The sequence below is a fragment of the Bradyrhizobium sp. 63_E2_N1_3 genome, from assembly GCF_052076005.1.
Lineage (GTDB): Bacteria > Pseudomonadota > Alphaproteobacteria > Rhizobiales > Xanthobacteraceae > Bradyrhizobium > Bradyrhizobium barranii.
This window is the reverse complement of record NZ_CP197235.1, coordinates 6,529,184-6,543,444: the sequence shown is the minus strand read 5'-3', so window position 1 is coordinate 6,543,444 and position 14,261 is coordinate 6,529,184. Positions and strand designations below refer to the sequence as shown.

The following is a 14,261-nucleotide window of genomic DNA, read 5'->3' as shown; positions in this document are numbered from 1 at the left end:
CATAGTTGCTATTGGAGAGCGGAACCGAGATCAAGGGGCGGGCGGGGTTGCCAGATGTTTCCGGTCGCGCGATCCACTGCTGGTTGCGTCAGTCGATTGGCGGAGAGCAGGGTGCCAGGTTTTCCCGGGGAGCGGGGCAAGGCCTGTAAGCCCGGATGGAGCAAAGCGCAATCCGCGGTCTGCGCGCGCAGAAACGCCCGTCCCGGATTAGGCTTCGCTCCATCCGGGCTACGGCACTGCGTGGGCCCCTTTCGGGGAGGCTAGCAGCAGGCGTCGGCGCGAGCCGGCGAGCCTCGGGCTATCATTTCCCGAGGAAGTTCGTGCGCATCTTGTCGGCGAACCAGACCACGAAGATCGCAGCGAACGAGAGAGCGAAGTACAGAGCCGCCCAGAGAAGTGCATTACTGGCATTCGACATGACATCCTCCCTTGCATCAGAAATCGATCTGTTGCCGGGAAGGATAGCGGCAGCCGCGACCGCCGATTTGCGCAGGATCAATTTTTGTCGGGCTGCGGCGCAAATGGCCGGCGAGCCTTCATTCCGGGCCCACGATGGATTTGCGGCCTAGGAATGACGCAGCGAGTTACAGCCGAAACTCGTTGGTGAGCTCGCCGATGCCGTCGATCGCGACGGTCACTGTATTCACCGGCTCCTTCATCACCCCGACGCCGACCGAGGTGCCGACGGCGATGAGGTCGCCGGGAAGCAGGGTCATGTCGTGGGAGATTTTGCTGACCAGCTCCTGCGCGGTGAAGATCATGTCCGAGATCGGATAATTCTGCCGCTCCGCCCCGTTGAGGATGGTGCGCACGGTGAGCTTGGCCGGATCGAGGCCGGTTGCGATGACGGGGCCGAACGGGCCGTAATCATCGATGCCCTTGGCACGGGCCCATTGCGGGAAAGTGGGATCGCTGGTCAGGATGTCGTTGGCGGTGATGTCGTTGACGCAGGTGTAGCCGAAGATGAAACTGTCCGCCTCGGCCGGCGAGACACGGGCGCAGGTCCTGCCGATGACGATGCCAAGCTCGCCCTCATAGGTGGTCTTGCCGTCGTAATAAGAGGGACGGCGGATCACGGCGCCCGGCGTCGTGATGGTGGTGGTCGCCTTCAACAGATAGAGCGGCTCCGGCGGCTCGGGCTGGTTCAGCTTGGCGGCGAGCGCGTGGAAATTATTCCAGAGCGCGACGATCTTGCTGGGTGTGCAAGGCGCGAGCAGCTCGACCTCCGACAGCGCCAGAGTCTTGCCCGTGGCTGCATGGCGGCCGAACATCTCGCCCTCATGCACGCTGATGCCTGATTGCGTCAGGGTGCCGAAACCGGTCGCACCGGCATGGCGGAAGCGCAGCCATTGTTTCATCTCGCCCGCCATCACGCCACCGCCAGTGCACGGGGATCGGCAGGCGCGGAGACGCCGTCATAGAGGCCGGCGATTCGGGCACGCTGGGTCACCATCGCCAGCACCGAGTCGAGCGCGGGCGTGGCGATGCCGGTGAGGCGGCCCATCTCCTGCACCACGGTGACGAGCGGGTCGATCTCCATCGGACGGCCGCGCTCGAGATCCTGCAGCATCGAGGTCTTGTGCGCGCCGACCTTGCGGGCGCCCTCGATGCGGCGCTCGACGTCGACGCGGAATTTGACGCCAAACGTCTCGGCGATGCCTTGCGTCTCCACCATGATCGCGCGCGACAGCGCACGCGTGGAGGGATCGGTGCAGATCACGTCGAGCGTTGCATGGGTCAGTGCGCTGATCGGGTTGAAGCAGACATTGCCCCAGAGTTTCAGCCAGATCTCGTCGCGGATGCGATCAAGCACCGGCGCTTTCAGCCCGGCGGCGACGAAGAGATCGGCGAGGCGCTGCACGTCCGAGGTGATTTCGCCGGAGGGCTCGCCGAGCGGGAAATTGTTGCCGTAGACGTGGCGGATCACGCCGGGCGCTTCGATCTCGGTGGCGGGATAGACGATGCAGCCGATGGCGCGCTCGGCGCCGATCTCGCGCCACTGCCGTCCGCCGGGGTCGATGCTCTCCAGCGTCGAATTCTCGTATTGGCCGCCGTGCTTGTAGAAATACCAATAGGGGATGCCGTTGACGGCGGTGACGATGCGGGTGTGCGGCCCGAGCAGCGGCTGCATCTTCTCGATCACGCCGGTGATCGAATGCGCCTTCAGCGTGATGATGATGTAGTCCTGCACGCCGAGCTCGGCGGGATCGTCGGTGCAGCGCGGATGCACGGTGTGCTTCTCCTCGCCCGCGAGCAGGGTCAGCCCGCGCTCGCGCATCGCGGCAAGGTGGGCGCCGCGCGCGACCAGGCTGACGTCGGCGCCAGCGCGTGCGAGCTGAACCCCGAGATATCCGCCGATCGCGCCGGCGCCGTAGATGCAGATCTTCATGAAATCCTCGCGGGTGTCCGGAATTTTGGGACGAAAGATCCGGTCCGGCTCGGAGAGGTCCGAGCCGGGGCCGGCAGTCGCAGGGGAAGTGTGACGCTTTAAGCTGCTGCTTGCGGCGAGCCGTTGATCGCTTCGTCAACGGCAGCAGCAATGTCGCGCATGCTGATGACGGAGACGAGGCTGTAATCGTCGATGACCGGCAGGTGACGGATGTGATTGCGGTTCATCAGATGCCGGACGTGCTCGATCGTGTCTGAGGAGCTGCAGGACACCAGCTGCTGCACCGACACGAGCTGCGAGACCTTGACGTTAATGGCGTTGGCACCATGCTCGGCGACGGCGCGCACCACGTCACGCTCGGTGAACATGCCGACCGCGGTGTTGCCTTCGGAGCGGACCACGTCCTTGACCACCAGCGCGCTGATATTGTTGGCGCGCATCAGCTTGGCGGCGATACCCACCGTTTCGTTCATTCGCACCGTGACAACGCGCGGTGTCTTCTTGCGCAGAATGTCTCCGACCAGCATTGCAACCTCCCTAGGTGAATGACAGGGGAAGTGTGGTATACATAATGCCAATCGTCAAGCATTCGATTTGGCTGATCCGAAAATTCTTGCGGCAGCAATACTGACGTTTGTCATCGTGCCAAAAAGGAAAAGGGGCGCATCGCTGCGCCCCTTTCGACCGATTGAAAGGCGTGTGGTCGCTACGCTGTCTCGGTCTTGGCGTTGCCGGTCTTGGCGGTGCCGGTCGCAGCGTTGGCGCTCTCGGCTTCCTTGCCGAGGATGAAGGAGCGGCGCAGCGGCTTGATCACGAACAGCGCCGTCAGCGCCGCCGTCGCGTTCAGCGCCACCGCGACCACGAACACGGCCTTCCAGCCGTACGTTGCCGAGATCACGCTGGCGAGCGGGACGAGCAGGGATGCCGTGCCTTTCGCGGTGTAGAGCATGCCGTTGTTGGTGGTTGCGTATTTCGAACCGAAGGTGTCGCCGCAGGTCGCAGGGAACAGCGAGTAGATTTCGCCGAACACGCCGAAGTACACCGCGGTCGCGAGCACGAACACGATCGGTATGTTTCCATAGGCCGACAGCGTCAGCAGCATTACCGCCGCGGTGCCGAACGCGATGAACATGGTGTGCTCGCGGCCGATCGTGTCGGAGACCCAGCCGAAGAAGGGACGTCCGAAACCGTCGAAGATGCGGTCGAGCGAGATCGCGAACGTCAATGCCGCCATCTGGAAGCCCGCGAGCGTCACCGGCGTGTCGGCGATCTTGAAGTCGTGCGCGATCGGGCCGATCTGCGCCGCGGTCATCAGGCCGCCGGAGGCGACCATGACGAAAACGAGATACATCACCCAGAAAATAGGGGTGCGCAGCACCTGCGGCGGGGTGAAGTCGATCTTGGTCTGCGGCAGATTGAGCTGCTTCTTCTTCGGCGGGATCGAGATCCGCGGCGGCTGGATGAAGAAGGCGAGCACGAACACGATCAGGCCCTGGCCGATGCCGAAGGTGAGGAACGCGTGCTGGTAGCCGCTCGTTACGATCATGGTCGCGATCGGCACAATGGTGAGCGCGGCGCCCGCGCCGAAGCCGGCAGCGGTCGCACCGGCGGCGAGACCGCGGCGATCGGGGAACCATTTCAGCGCGTTGCCGACGCAGGTGCCGTACACCGCGCCGGCGCCCATGCCGCCGACGACCGCGGCGGCGTAGAGCAGGGTGAGCGAGTCAGCGTAGGAGTTGAGCACCCAGGACAGCGCGATCATGACGCCGCCGAACATGACGACGATGCGCGGACCGTATTTGTCGACGAACCAGGCCTCGATCGGCACCAGCCAGGTCTCGGTGACGACGAAGATGGTGAAAGCGAGCTGGATCGCCGCGCGGCCCCAATGATACTTGGCGTCAATCGGATCGACGAACAACGTCCAGCCGTATTGCAGATTGGCGATCATCGCCATGCAGACGATGCCCATGGCGAGTTGGAACCAACGGAAACCGGTGCGAAGAGGCGCAGCTGTGACGGCGCCGTCCGTGCTGGAAATCATCAATAACCTCCCAACGCGCCTGATTGAATGCGACCTGGGATTGCAAGATGACCCAGTGTCGCAAATATTGTGGCTTATCGTCGCAAGCGCGGCGGGGACATTGGTATACCATATTCCAGAAGGCAAGCCCAATCTTGTGACGCAGCGCAAGAAAAGTGCACGGTTCCCTTCAGGTCAGCGGTAGCCAGGACGGGTTCTGAAAAAACGAAAACGCCCGGCCGTGAGGCCGGGCGTCGTGCTTGGTTTAGATGTGGTGGCGCGCGTCAGGCGGCGGCGGTCGATTTCGCGACCACGACCTTGCGCCAGGGCTTGAGCACCATGATCGCCAGCAGCGAAGCCAGGATGTTGGCGCCGGCCGCGATGATGAACACGCTGTCCCACGTGCCCGACGATTGCTGCATGTAGTTGGCGATCGGGACAAGCAGCGCGGCGGTACCCTTTGCGGTGTAGAGCAGGCCCGCATTGGTGGTCGCGAACTTGGCGCCGAACGTGTCGGTGCAGGTCGAGGGGAACAGCGAGTAGATCTCACCCCAGGCGAAGAACACGAAGCCCGACAGCAGCACGAACCAGAGCGGGTCGTGTCCCCAGAGATAGAGCATCCAGATGCCGAACCCTTCCATGCCGAAGGCGATGAACATCGTGTTCTCGCGGCCGATCATGTCGGAGATCCAGCCAAAGAACGGACGCGTCAGGCCGTTGAGCACGCGGTCAATCGTGGCTGCGAACGTCACCGCGGTCATCGTCACCGCCATCAGCGTCACCGGAACGCTGTCGACCTTCCAGTCGACTGCGATCGGCTTCAGGTTCGCCGTCACCATCAGGCCGCCGGCGCCGACGATCACGAACATGAAGTACATCAGCCAGAAGATCGGCTGGCGCAGCACTTCGGTCGGCTGATAGTTGCGGCGGGTCTGTTGCAACGCAGCGTTCTGCACAACGGGAGGCACCTGTCCGGCCTTCGGCGCGTAGAGGAAGAAGGCGAGGATGCAGATGATGATGCCCTGGCCGAGCCCGAAATACAGGAAGGTGGTCTGGAATCCGCTGTCCTTGATCATGGCCTGAATCGGCGCAACCGTGAGCGCGGAGCCCGCGCCGAAACCGGCCGCCGTGATGCCGGCAGCAAGACCGCGCTTGTCGGGAAACCATTTCAGCGCATTGCCGACGCAGGTGCCGTAGACGCCGCCGGCGCCGATGCCCGCGATGATCATGCCGAGATAGAAGCCGTTGAGCGTGGTGGCTTGCGCATTGATCGCCCAACCGATGGCGCAGAGCACGCCGCCGACGAGCACGACGATGCGCGGGCCGTATTTGTCGACGAACCATCCTTCGACCGGCACCAGCCATGTCTCGAACAGTACGAAGAGCGTAAAGGCCCATTGGATCGAGGCGCGATCCCAGCCGAACTTTTTCTGGATGTCGGGGACGAAGAACGTCCAGCCGTATTGATAATTGGCGATCATCACCATCGCCGCTACACCGACCGCCAATTGCGCCCAGCGATACGTGTCGCTAACCCGCGCGGCGGTTGGAACCGTTGCCTGCACCATGTCCGTCATAAAGCCTCCCGTGGCGCCTCTAATTTTTCTGCGAGCGCTGGAGAGGCATTCTTGTATTCATTATGCCAAGGTTCAAGCGCTGGTCCGGTCACCGTGCGCAAATGCCGCAGGACCTTCATCGGTTGCGGCTGTGACTCGGGACAACGCAAATAGAAATGGCCCCGTCCTGCGGGGCCATTCATCAAAAGTAGTATGTGGACGGTTCTGAAACCGGCGCGTCGCGCTTGCCGCGCGGGAGGCGCTGCTTACAGGCCGAAGCGGGGCAGGTCGCCGTTGTGATTCGAAATCTCGGCGCTCGCCATCAGGAAGCGATCGACCGCAGCCAGGAAGCGGGTGAACAGCGAGGCGGAGGGGGCGAGCGCGACGGAAGCGGTCTTGGACATCTGAATTCCCTTTCTCGAGACGGTCAGTGATGCTGTCTCATTTCGAAGGGCAATCTACGTATACCAGATGCCAGTGTCCATGCATGCCATTGCATAGCAGCATGCATGCTCCCGCATTGCAGCATAATGATCCGTTAAAGGGACCGAACCGAGCTCAAAATTGCCAGCCGGGCTGCTGGAGTTGCGAGATCGGCCCCAAAAGGCCCCCATTACGGAGGCAAAAGAGCGCGGACAGAGCGGCGCGCGGGTTCCAAATCCAACCGCACCGCAACATTCAAGGTCTTGGCAGGCCCAGCCAAAGCCGTTAGTGGTCTGCCCCCTTTTCCAATCAACTGTCAGAGTGGTTCATGTCGAGCGCCTCGCCCGCCGTCTCGATCGGCATCGATTTTGGGACCAGCAACACGGTCGTCGCGATCGCGGCGGACGATCGCCGGGTCGAGGCCATCCGCTTCGATCACGGCGGCCAGCGCCACAGCGTCTACGTCTCGGCGCTGTGCTTCTGGGAGGATCGGCCGGGCGCCGGCGCCCAGGCCGAAGGCGGTCCATGGGCCATCGAGACGTTCCTCGAAGGCCGCCACGTCTACCGCTTCCTGCAGTCGTTCAAGACGTTTGCGGCGAGCTCCAGCTTCAACACCACGCAAGTGTTTCGGCAGCGCTTCAAGTTCGAGGACATTCTGGCGGCGTTCCTGCGCACGCTGGCGCGCCATGGCGGCGAAAAGTTCGGCTTCGAGACGTCCAACATCACGGTCGGCCGCCCGGTGCGGTTCGCCGGCGGCAATCCCGACGAAGCGCTGGCGATGCAGCGCTATCGGGCCGCGTTCGAACGCCTCGGCGCCGGCCACGCGCGCTATGTCTACGAGCCCGTGGGCGCGGCGTTCTCCTTCGCCCGACGGCTGGAGCGCGATGCCACCGTCCTGGTTGCGGATTTCGGCGGCGGCACCAGCGATTTCTCCGTGATGCGTTTCTCGCGCGTGGGTGGTGCCTTGCGTGCGGAGCCGCTTGGACACGCCGGCATCGGGATTGCGGGCGACACGTTCGATTACCGCATCGTCGACCACGTCGTCTCGCCGCGGCTGGGCAAGGGGTCCAGCTTCCGCTCGTTCGACAAGGTGCTGCCGGTCCCCACCGGCCACTATACCAACCTCGCGCGCTGGCATCAGCTCGCGATGATGAAGAGCAATGGCGATCTGCGCGAGCTCCGGGAGCTTGCGCGCAGCGCGCTGAAGCCGAAGCTCCTTGAAGATTTCATCACCATCGTCGATCTCGACCTCGGCTTTTCGCTCTACCGCGCGGTATCCGACGCCAAGGTCGCGCTGTCGGCGCGGGACGAGGTGGACTTCCGCTTCAAGGGGGGCGGCGTCGACATCGGTGCGACCATCACACGGAAGAATTTTGAATCCTGGATTGCCGACGACATCGCCCGGCTGGCTGCCACCGTCGACAAGGTGCTAAGCGAAGCGGGCATCACCGCGCGCGAGGTGGAGAAGGTGTTCTTGACCGGCGGGACTTCCTTCGTTCCGGCCGTCAGAAAGCTGTTCGCCGACCGGTTCGGCAACGAACGGCTGATGTCGGGCGACCAGTTCGAGTCGATCGCCTACGGCCTCGCGCTGATTGGACACAGTCCCGATCCCGATCGCTGGACCGCAAGCGGTGGGATTACGCCGAAGGCGGGCGCGTAGCCCAGCAACAGCCGCCATTGCTTGGCTGCTCGCAATGACGACGGAGAGCTGTCATCAGTGCCGTAGGGTGGGCAAAGGCGCGGAGCGACGTGCCCACCATCTTTCCGAGGTTGAGAGAGCATCGGTGGGCACGCTGCGCTTTACCCACCCTACGATACTGATTTCGCCGCTACTGATTGATCTCCGGCTCCACGAGCCTTGCGAGGCTTCGCAGCGATTCCTGCCAGCCGAGATAGCAGGCCTCCGGCGGGATGACGTCAGGGATGCCGGCCTGGGTGATGTCGACCTCGGTGCCGACCGAGACCTTCTTCAGCGTCACGGTCACCTGGATTTCGCCGGGCAGATTGGGGTCGTCGAACTTGTCGGTGTAGCGGAGACGTTCGCCCGCGACGAGCTCGAGATATTCGCCGCCGAAGGCGTGGCTGTTGCCCGTCGTGAAATTTCGGAACGACATCTTGAACGTGCCCCCGACCTTGGGCTCGAGGTGATGGACGGTGCAGGTAAAGCCGTTCGGCGGAAGCCATTTCGCCAGCGCATCCGCCTCGAGGAAGGCGCGATAGACTTTCTCCGGACTGGTCGAGAGAACGCGGTGCAGACGTACAGTGCTGGGCATGTTCTTTCATCCTCTTGCATCGATGGGCCCGACCTTGGCGTCTACGGCCCATTCATGTCTCAAGGACGACCGGGACGCCGCCGATCCGACATGGCATTGCAGATAAACGGGGGCCGCCGAAACCGGCGGCCCTTGATGCTGTTTTTGTTCGTCTTGGAACTTATCTTGGACGTTGTTTTGGATCGGTTTGCCGCTCACCGCGTCCAGTCTTCACCCGCGCACAACGTTCCCATGCAGCCCCGGACGTTGAGACTGCCGGATGGCAGCAAGCTGACGGTGCTCGCATAGGTCTTTCCGTCGTCGGCATTATAGATCCTGCCCGACCATTTATTTTCGCCGGCAGCCTGCATGTCGATGAACAGGGAGATGCCGACGATCTTCCGGCCGCGCAATGCAGGATCGGCGTTATGGTCGTCGAGCTGCGCCTTGCCCGTCTTCTTATCGATCGGCTCCTTCAGCCAGACGACCCGGCCGCATAGCGCATTGCCGCAACGGCTCACCTTGATCCTCGCGTCGCCAGACTGTGTCAGCCAGACACCAGCGGGACCGCTGGCCGTTGCGGCTTCAGCGTTTCCAAGCGGGGAGATGGACAACAGCGCTGCGAGCAGGTGCCGGACGAGGGTGGAACGCATGGGGGCTCCATATTGGACCAATTGTCATGAAATATTTCATGATAAACGATCAATATATCGCGCTTAAGGTTGAGTCAATTGTGCGGAACATGCATATTGGGGGAGGGTGGTTGCCTGGAAATTGCGGAGTGCTTGGAGATGGGTGTGGTGGAGATATCGGTACGTGAGGCCCGGCAGAGCTGGTTCCGGCGTCTCGATCTTGCGTTCTGGGCGATCTGGGCGGCACTGCCGGTGGTGGTGTGGCTCGCCTATCTCCGGAGCACGACCGCCTCCGCCTCGATCGCGGCGAGCCTTGGTCCCGACCAGGTGAAATGCGCAGGCCTTGTCGCCAATCCGCTCGAGATGTCGCGCCCGGGACAGCTGTTGTTCTGGACGCTATTTGCGCTTCAGCTCTCGTTCTTCGCCGTGTTGATCGGCATCCTGCACCGTATGGTGCACCGATTCGCACGCGGCCGGATCTTCGCGTCCGAGACGCTTCAGGGTGTGTGGTGGATGGGGATCATTCTGGTGATCTGGCCGTTCATCGACCTGATCACCAGCAACGCGGTGGCTTATGCCTTGCACGAGATCGGCGACGTCAAGTTCTTCCTGCCGTCCTACAACGTCGACATCGGCACGATCGCGGGCGGGATGTTCCTGATGGCGCTGAAATTCGTCATCGAGCACGCCATCCTGCTGCAGTCCGAAAACGAGCTGACGATCTGAGGTGAATGCTTGTGCCGATCGTCGTGAACCTCGATGTCATGCTTGCGAAGCGGAAGCGCCGCCTCGGGGACCTCGCCGACGCAATCGGCATTTCCATCCAGAACCTGTCGGTCCTGAAAACGGGCAAGGCGAGGGCGATGCGCTTCTCGACCCTGGCCGCGATCTGCCGCGAGCTCGATTGTCAGCCCGGAGACATCCTCGAATATGTCGCAGGCGAGGAGGGCCGCGATGAGGATGCAGGCGAGGGGAGCTGAGCTTACACCTGGCGTGCCTTGTCCGCCTTCGTGCTGCACACGAGAACCTGAAACACGTCCTCCATGTGCAACGGTTGGCGCGTTTGCGCGCTCACTTGAATCGAGCTCGCCTGGTGCGAGCTCTACCTCGCGGCCGGCCGGACGACCGATCCGTCAGATCGTTGCCACATCCTGCGGCGTCATCGTGAAGGCGAGCCGGTAGCGGCCGATCGTCGGATTGTCCTGCGCGCCCAGAGCGCCAAGCGCCGCCGGCGAAAGTCGGTCGGCGGTCACCTGCTCGATCGCGTCGGCATCGTAACCCGACAGCAGCATGATCCAGTCGGCGGCGCCGTCCTTGCCGCGGATCTGCTGCTCGGTGGTGGGCGAGCTGGTCCGGGGCGTGTCGGTCAGGAGGAGGTGGGCGCCGGTCAGTCCCGGCATCTGCGCCAATGTGCCGAGCGTCTCCGAGAGATGTGTCTGCAACTCCGCCTCGCGCCCGGCCTCCGGCGAAAGCCGGATGGTGGCGAGCGAGGTCGCGACGCCGCCGCCAAAGCTGGCGGCGACGCGGCACTGGCTGCGGACCATGCCGAGATGGTGCGGCATCATCTTGGTCGACCACGGCGTCGGCGCGTTGAGCCGGTCGAGATATCCCTTCGACGTGAGCACCTCGTACCGCTCCAGCTCGTACAGCACGAAGAAGCCGTCGGTGTCCGTCGTGCTGGTCCAGCGCGATCCGCGCCGGAAGCCGGGAATGCTCATCCGCTCGGGAAAATGTTCGTGGGAATGCCAGTCGCCGAACTCCGCGCGCTGCTCGTGGCGGACGCTCCACCACATCGCGACGGCGGCCTTGCCAAGCAGTGACATGCTGACCTCCCTGTTTTCCAGCACTTTGCCTTGACGCCAACGGAGGAAGCAAGTCGTTCACGCTTCCAATCCGACCCCGTACTGTCAGGTGTGATCTGCTATCCCTTCGCGGCGGAGCCGGCACGTGTGGAGCTTGGCAGTCTTTCGGTGCACACAGTCGATTGGCTGGAGGGAGAGTGGTGCGGGTCTTCCGCGAGCAACTTGCCGGTGGCGTACGGTGTGCGCTCGATAGCGCGGCATCGCATCGACGCTCTCGGGCCAGCACAGTTAGCCGACACCAAATCGCGGCTGCGAACGCGCAACTCACCTTGCCTCAGGCGCCTTTCGGGCCTGAATTCGTAAAGTCCGAATTGTTCCGCCGGAGCCCATGAGGCATTAAATCCCGCCAAGCCTTGCAACTGGCGCCGATGAGGTATACGTTGGTGCTGTTCGTTCAGCCGCTGTGCCTTGTTGAATGCGCCCGCGGGCTCCTTTTCCAGAGACATCGACGAATTGAATCTGGTTCTGCGTGAGTGTCACGCGGAATGTGCGCGTATGCGCTTTGGAGAAGAATAATGACGACAGGTACCGTGAAGTGGTTCAACGGCCAAAAGGGCTTTGGATTCATTCAGCCCGACGACGGCGGCAACGATGTGTTCGTTCACATCAGCGCAGTCGAGCGGGCTGGTCTCTCAGGTCTCGCCGAGGGCCAGAAGGTCAACTTCGAGGCCAAGACCGACAAGATGCGAGGCAAGGTCAGCGCAGAGAATCTATCGCTGGCCTAAGATCCTGCGCCGTTTCACGGATGTACTGAAACGGCCACGCTGCCCGCTCGATCCCAGGGATTGAGCGGGTTTTGTCCGTTGCGGGAGTGGGTGAAGCATGAGCGGCAAGAAGTCGGCTGAACCGTCACCCCAAAGCATTGCGCGTACCAACCGTCAGCGTTTGGCTGCCGAGGAGGGAACGCGGGCAATGGCGGACGTCGAGAGACAGGCCGTCGATGTTCGCAAGAACATGGCGCGGCTTCGCGAACTGCGCGAAGCCAAGGAAGCGGCCGACGCAACTCTTCAAGCATCGCTGCCGGCACCAACCCTGACGAAGCGCAAGAGAAAGCTGACGCGATAGTCGAATTCAACTGCGTCGACGAAAATCTGGAGAGGGCCGGTCACATGCCAAAGAGTGCGGATCGTGCCTAGGATCAAGTCGGACAGCGGTGGTACAATCACCTTCTTTCTCGCGCTTGGCGCAGGCCGGCAGATGTGCCGCCTTGCGACCACGTTTCAGACGCAGAAGCAGGCCTTCAGCTATCTTCAGAAATACCGGACGGAATTCGAGCGCATCGCGCGGAGCCGATTGGCCTCCGGGGAGCTCGAAGACGGGATCGTCGTGCTTTCGATGCTCTAAAGCATGATCCGGACCCGAAGGGCCGCGTTTGCGCAAAGTGCGAAGCGGTTTTCCGAAAAGATCATGCTCAAACAATAACCTAAAGCGCGTTGACGATTCATTCCGATCTCATCGCGCTTTCGGTCAGGCGTCGATTTCGACGCGACGCGCTCAGCGCCAGCCTCCATCGCGCGGATGCAACATCGTGACCCGGCAGGGAACGCGTCCTATTCAGAGCGGTCCTTCGGCTCGGCCTCGCGGGCCAGTCGCTCCGCTTTCAGCCGCTCGCGATTCTCGTTGAAGGAGTGCTGGTCCTTCGCATAGTCATTGATCGGCTTCTGCGTTTTGACAGGCTTGAACGCCTTGTTGGCTTCACGCTTGGCCCGATCCGAGGATTGATCTCTCAACATTTCGACCTCGTTTTGATCAACAAGCTGTGACAGGACAGGTGCTGGCCGACGCCTCCCACCCGCAAACGCTGTGCGTAGGCTTGCTACCTTTCGGGGCGAGAAGAAGGCCAATTCTGCAGCGTTGCGCAGATGCTTTTGCGATGTGTTTCAGTCACTCGCCTTGGCGGCTGCGTTGCTCGTACGTCGGGATAGCACGCCGGCTTAGACAACAATGGCACGCCGCCGCTTTTGTTCCAAGGACCCTGCGGACTGGCGCCAGGTTTGCGATAGTGCGATTGTCCCGCCGCAATGTCAGGAGATGTGTAATGCTCGGTGTGAACGACGGGGAGACAATCCCCGCGAAGGAAAGGCCGCAAAGGCCTCAAAGATGGACCGGTGAAGATGCATGGGCGGCTTACCAGCTTCCCTTCAACGATCTGCTCTTCCGTTCACAATCCGTACATCGGGAGCATTTTGACCCAAATCGCGTGCAGTTGAGCCGGCTGCTGAACATCAAGACAGGTGGTTGTCCGGAAGACTGCGGTTACTGCAGCCAGTCGTCGCATCATGCGACCGCTCTTGCAGCCTCCAAGTTGATGGAGGTCGGGAAGATCGTTGCCGAGGCACGCAAGGCAAAAGACAGCGGCGCGACGCGTTATTGCATGGGGGCGGCCTGGCGCAATCCGAAGCCGCGCGACATGGATGCCATTGTCGAGGTCGTCGGAGCCGTGAAGGAGCTCGGGCTCGAGACCTGCATGACGCTCGGCATGCTCGACCGGGATCAGGCCGACCGGCTGAGTGCTGCCGGGCTTGATTACTACAATCACAATATCGATACCTCGGAGCGCTTCTATCCGAGTGTTACCTCCACCCGCACATTCGCCGATCGTCTCGATACGCTGGAGCATGTCCGCGATGCCGGCATGAAAGTGTGCTGCGGCGGAATTCTCGGCATGGGTGAGAGCGAACAGGACCGCGTCGACATGCTGGTCACGCTCGCCAACCTTCCGGAAGCGCCGGAGAGCGTGCCGATCAACATGCTGATCCCGATTCCGGGAACGCCGATGGCGAAGGCGACGCCGATAGGTCCGGTCGAGTTCGTGCGCATTGTCGCGCTGGCGCGTATCATGATGCCGGCCTCTTTCGTGCGACTCTCGGCGGGGCGGTCGGCGATGAGCGACGAGATGCAGGCGCTGTGCTTCTTTGCCGGCGCAAACTCGATCTTTGTCGGCGACACGCTGCTGACGGCGGGCAATCCCGCAGGACGAAGCCGATCGAAAGTTGTTCCGCCGGCTCGGACTGGAAGCGCTCTGACCTTTTTGCAAGCCGCTGAGCCTCTTTCCCGATCATGCCCTGGCCGTTAGGTCGTTTGTCCGACGAACAACCCCTCGGCCGCTCTTCGCAGGGCAGGA

The 14,261-nt window shown here is 62.3% G+C and carries 16 protein-coding genes and 1 pseudogene; 7 read left to right on the top strand and 10 right to left on the bottom strand.

The features are described 5' to 3' along the window. Nucleotides 1–584 precede the first annotated feature (584 nt). From AB7531_RS31250 to AB7531_RS31225, 6 genes are all read right to left on the bottom strand, one after another. On the bottom strand, nucleotides 585–1,358 hold the full coding sequence (locus AB7531_RS31250; RefSeq protein WP_063986546.1) for a fumarylacetoacetate hydrolase family protein: 774 nt from the start codon (nucleotides 1,356–1,358) through the stop codon (nucleotides 585–587). Between the two features lie 11 nt (nucleotides 1,359–1,369). Then, nucleotides 1,370–2,389, bottom strand: coding sequence for a 2-dehydropantoate 2-reductase (locus AB7531_RS31245; RefSeq protein ID WP_063984530.1), 1,020 nt, complete (start codon nucleotides 2,387–2,389; stop codon nucleotides 1,370–1,372). A 98-nt stretch (nucleotides 2,390–2,487) separates the two neighbouring features. Then, on the bottom strand, nucleotides 2,488–2,916 hold the full coding sequence (locus AB7531_RS31240; RefSeq protein ID WP_063984529.1) for a CBS domain-containing protein: 429 nt from the start codon (nucleotides 2,914–2,916) through the stop codon (nucleotides 2,488–2,490). A 179-nt stretch (nucleotides 2,917–3,095) separates the two neighbouring features. Further along, on the bottom strand, nucleotides 3,096–4,433 hold the full coding sequence (oxlT, locus tag AB7531_RS31235; protein WP_063984528.1) for an oxalate/formate MFS antiporter: 1,338 nt from the start codon (nucleotides 4,431–4,433) through the stop codon (nucleotides 3,096–3,098). Between the two features lie 263 nt (nucleotides 4,434–4,696). Continuing rightward, on the bottom strand, nucleotides 4,697–5,989 hold the full coding sequence (oxlT, locus tag AB7531_RS31230; protein WP_063984527.1) for an oxalate/formate MFS antiporter: 1,293 nt from the start codon (nucleotides 5,987–5,989) through the stop codon (nucleotides 4,697–4,699). A 245-nt stretch (nucleotides 5,990–6,234) separates the two neighbouring features. Then, nucleotides 6,235–6,372 carry a hypothetical protein gene (locus tag AB7531_RS31225; RefSeq protein ID WP_166098301.1) on the bottom strand — a complete coding sequence of 46 codons (138 nt, stop codon included), beginning with the start codon at nucleotides 6,370–6,372 and terminating at the stop codon, nucleotides 6,235–6,237. Nucleotides 6,373–6,719: 347 nt separating this feature from the next. On the opposite strand from AB7531_RS31225, the gene AB7531_RS31220 reads away from it, so the two are divergent. After that, nucleotides 6,720–8,051: an Hsp70 family protein gene (locus AB7531_RS31220; RefSeq protein WP_063984526.1), complete on the top strand. Its 1,332-nt coding sequence runs from the start codon at nucleotides 6,720–6,722 to the stop codon at nucleotides 8,049–8,051. Nucleotides 8,052–8,220: 169 nt separating this feature from the next. Here the strand turns inward: AB7531_RS31220 and AB7531_RS31215 are convergent, their stop codons facing one another. Then, entirely contained in the window at nucleotides 8,221–8,664 is a 444-nt protein-coding gene (locus AB7531_RS31215; protein WP_063984525.1) for an SRPBCC family protein, read from the bottom strand. Between the two features lie 194 nt (nucleotides 8,665–8,858). Then, nucleotides 8,859–9,296 carry a DUF2147 domain-containing protein gene (locus AB7531_RS31210; RefSeq protein ID WP_084795231.1) on the bottom strand — a complete coding sequence of 146 codons (438 nt, stop codon included), beginning with the start codon at nucleotides 9,294–9,296 and terminating at the stop codon, nucleotides 8,859–8,861. 138 nt (nucleotides 9,297–9,434) lie between these two features. Here AB7531_RS31210 and AB7531_RS31205 point away from each other — a divergent pair, with 138 nt between their 5' ends. Together AB7531_RS31205 and AB7531_RS31200 are read left to right on the top strand one after the other, a co-directional pair. Continuing rightward, complete coding sequence (locus AB7531_RS31205; protein WP_063984524.1) at nucleotides 9,435–10,001, top strand: DUF2975 domain-containing protein; 567 nt, start codon at nucleotides 9,435–9,437, stop codon at nucleotides 9,999–10,001. Between the two features lie 11 nt (nucleotides 10,002–10,012). Beyond that, entirely contained in the window at nucleotides 10,013–10,255 is a 243-nt protein-coding gene (locus tag AB7531_RS31200) for a helix-turn-helix domain-containing protein (RefSeq protein WP_063986544.1), read from the top strand. A 153-nt stretch (nucleotides 10,256–10,408) separates the two neighbouring features. Here AB7531_RS31200 and AB7531_RS31195 read toward each other — a convergent pair whose 3' ends face one another. Next, nucleotides 10,409–11,098, bottom strand: a complete 690-nt coding sequence (locus AB7531_RS31195) for a hypothetical protein (RefSeq protein ID WP_063986543.1) — start codon at nucleotides 11,096–11,098, stop codon at nucleotides 10,409–10,411. 554 nt (nucleotides 11,099–11,652) lie between these two features. Here AB7531_RS31195 and AB7531_RS31190 point away from each other — a divergent pair. From AB7531_RS31190 to AB7531_RS31180, 3 genes are all read left to right on the top strand, one after another. Further along, nucleotides 11,653–11,862, top strand: coding sequence for a cold-shock protein (locus tag AB7531_RS31190; protein WP_028151479.1), 210 nt, complete (start codon nucleotides 11,653–11,655; stop codon nucleotides 11,860–11,862). Between the two features lie 97 nt (nucleotides 11,863–11,959). Next, nucleotides 11,960–12,202 carry a hypothetical protein gene (locus AB7531_RS31185; protein ID WP_063984523.1) on the top strand — a complete coding sequence of 81 codons (243 nt, stop codon included), beginning with the start codon at nucleotides 11,960–11,962 and terminating at the stop codon, nucleotides 12,200–12,202. Nucleotides 12,203–12,256: 54 nt separating this feature from the next. Continuing rightward, on the top strand, nucleotides 12,257–12,481 hold the full coding sequence (locus AB7531_RS31180) for a hypothetical protein (RefSeq protein ID WP_028151477.1): 225 nt from the start codon (nucleotides 12,257–12,259) through the stop codon (nucleotides 12,479–12,481). A 206-nt stretch (nucleotides 12,482–12,687) separates the two neighbouring features. Here AB7531_RS31180 and AB7531_RS31175 read toward each other — a convergent pair whose 3' ends face one another. Continuing rightward, nucleotides 12,688–12,870: a hypothetical protein gene (locus AB7531_RS31175; protein WP_063984522.1), complete on the bottom strand. Its 183-nt coding sequence runs from the start codon at nucleotides 12,868–12,870 to the stop codon at nucleotides 12,688–12,690. Nucleotides 12,871–13,175: 305 nt separating this feature from the next. Between AB7531_RS31175 and bioB the strand changes: the two are divergent. Beyond that, nucleotides 13,176–14,163: pseudogene (bioB, locus tag AB7531_RS31170) on the top strand (biotin synthase BioB). Nucleotides 14,164–14,261: the final 98 nt, after the last annotated feature.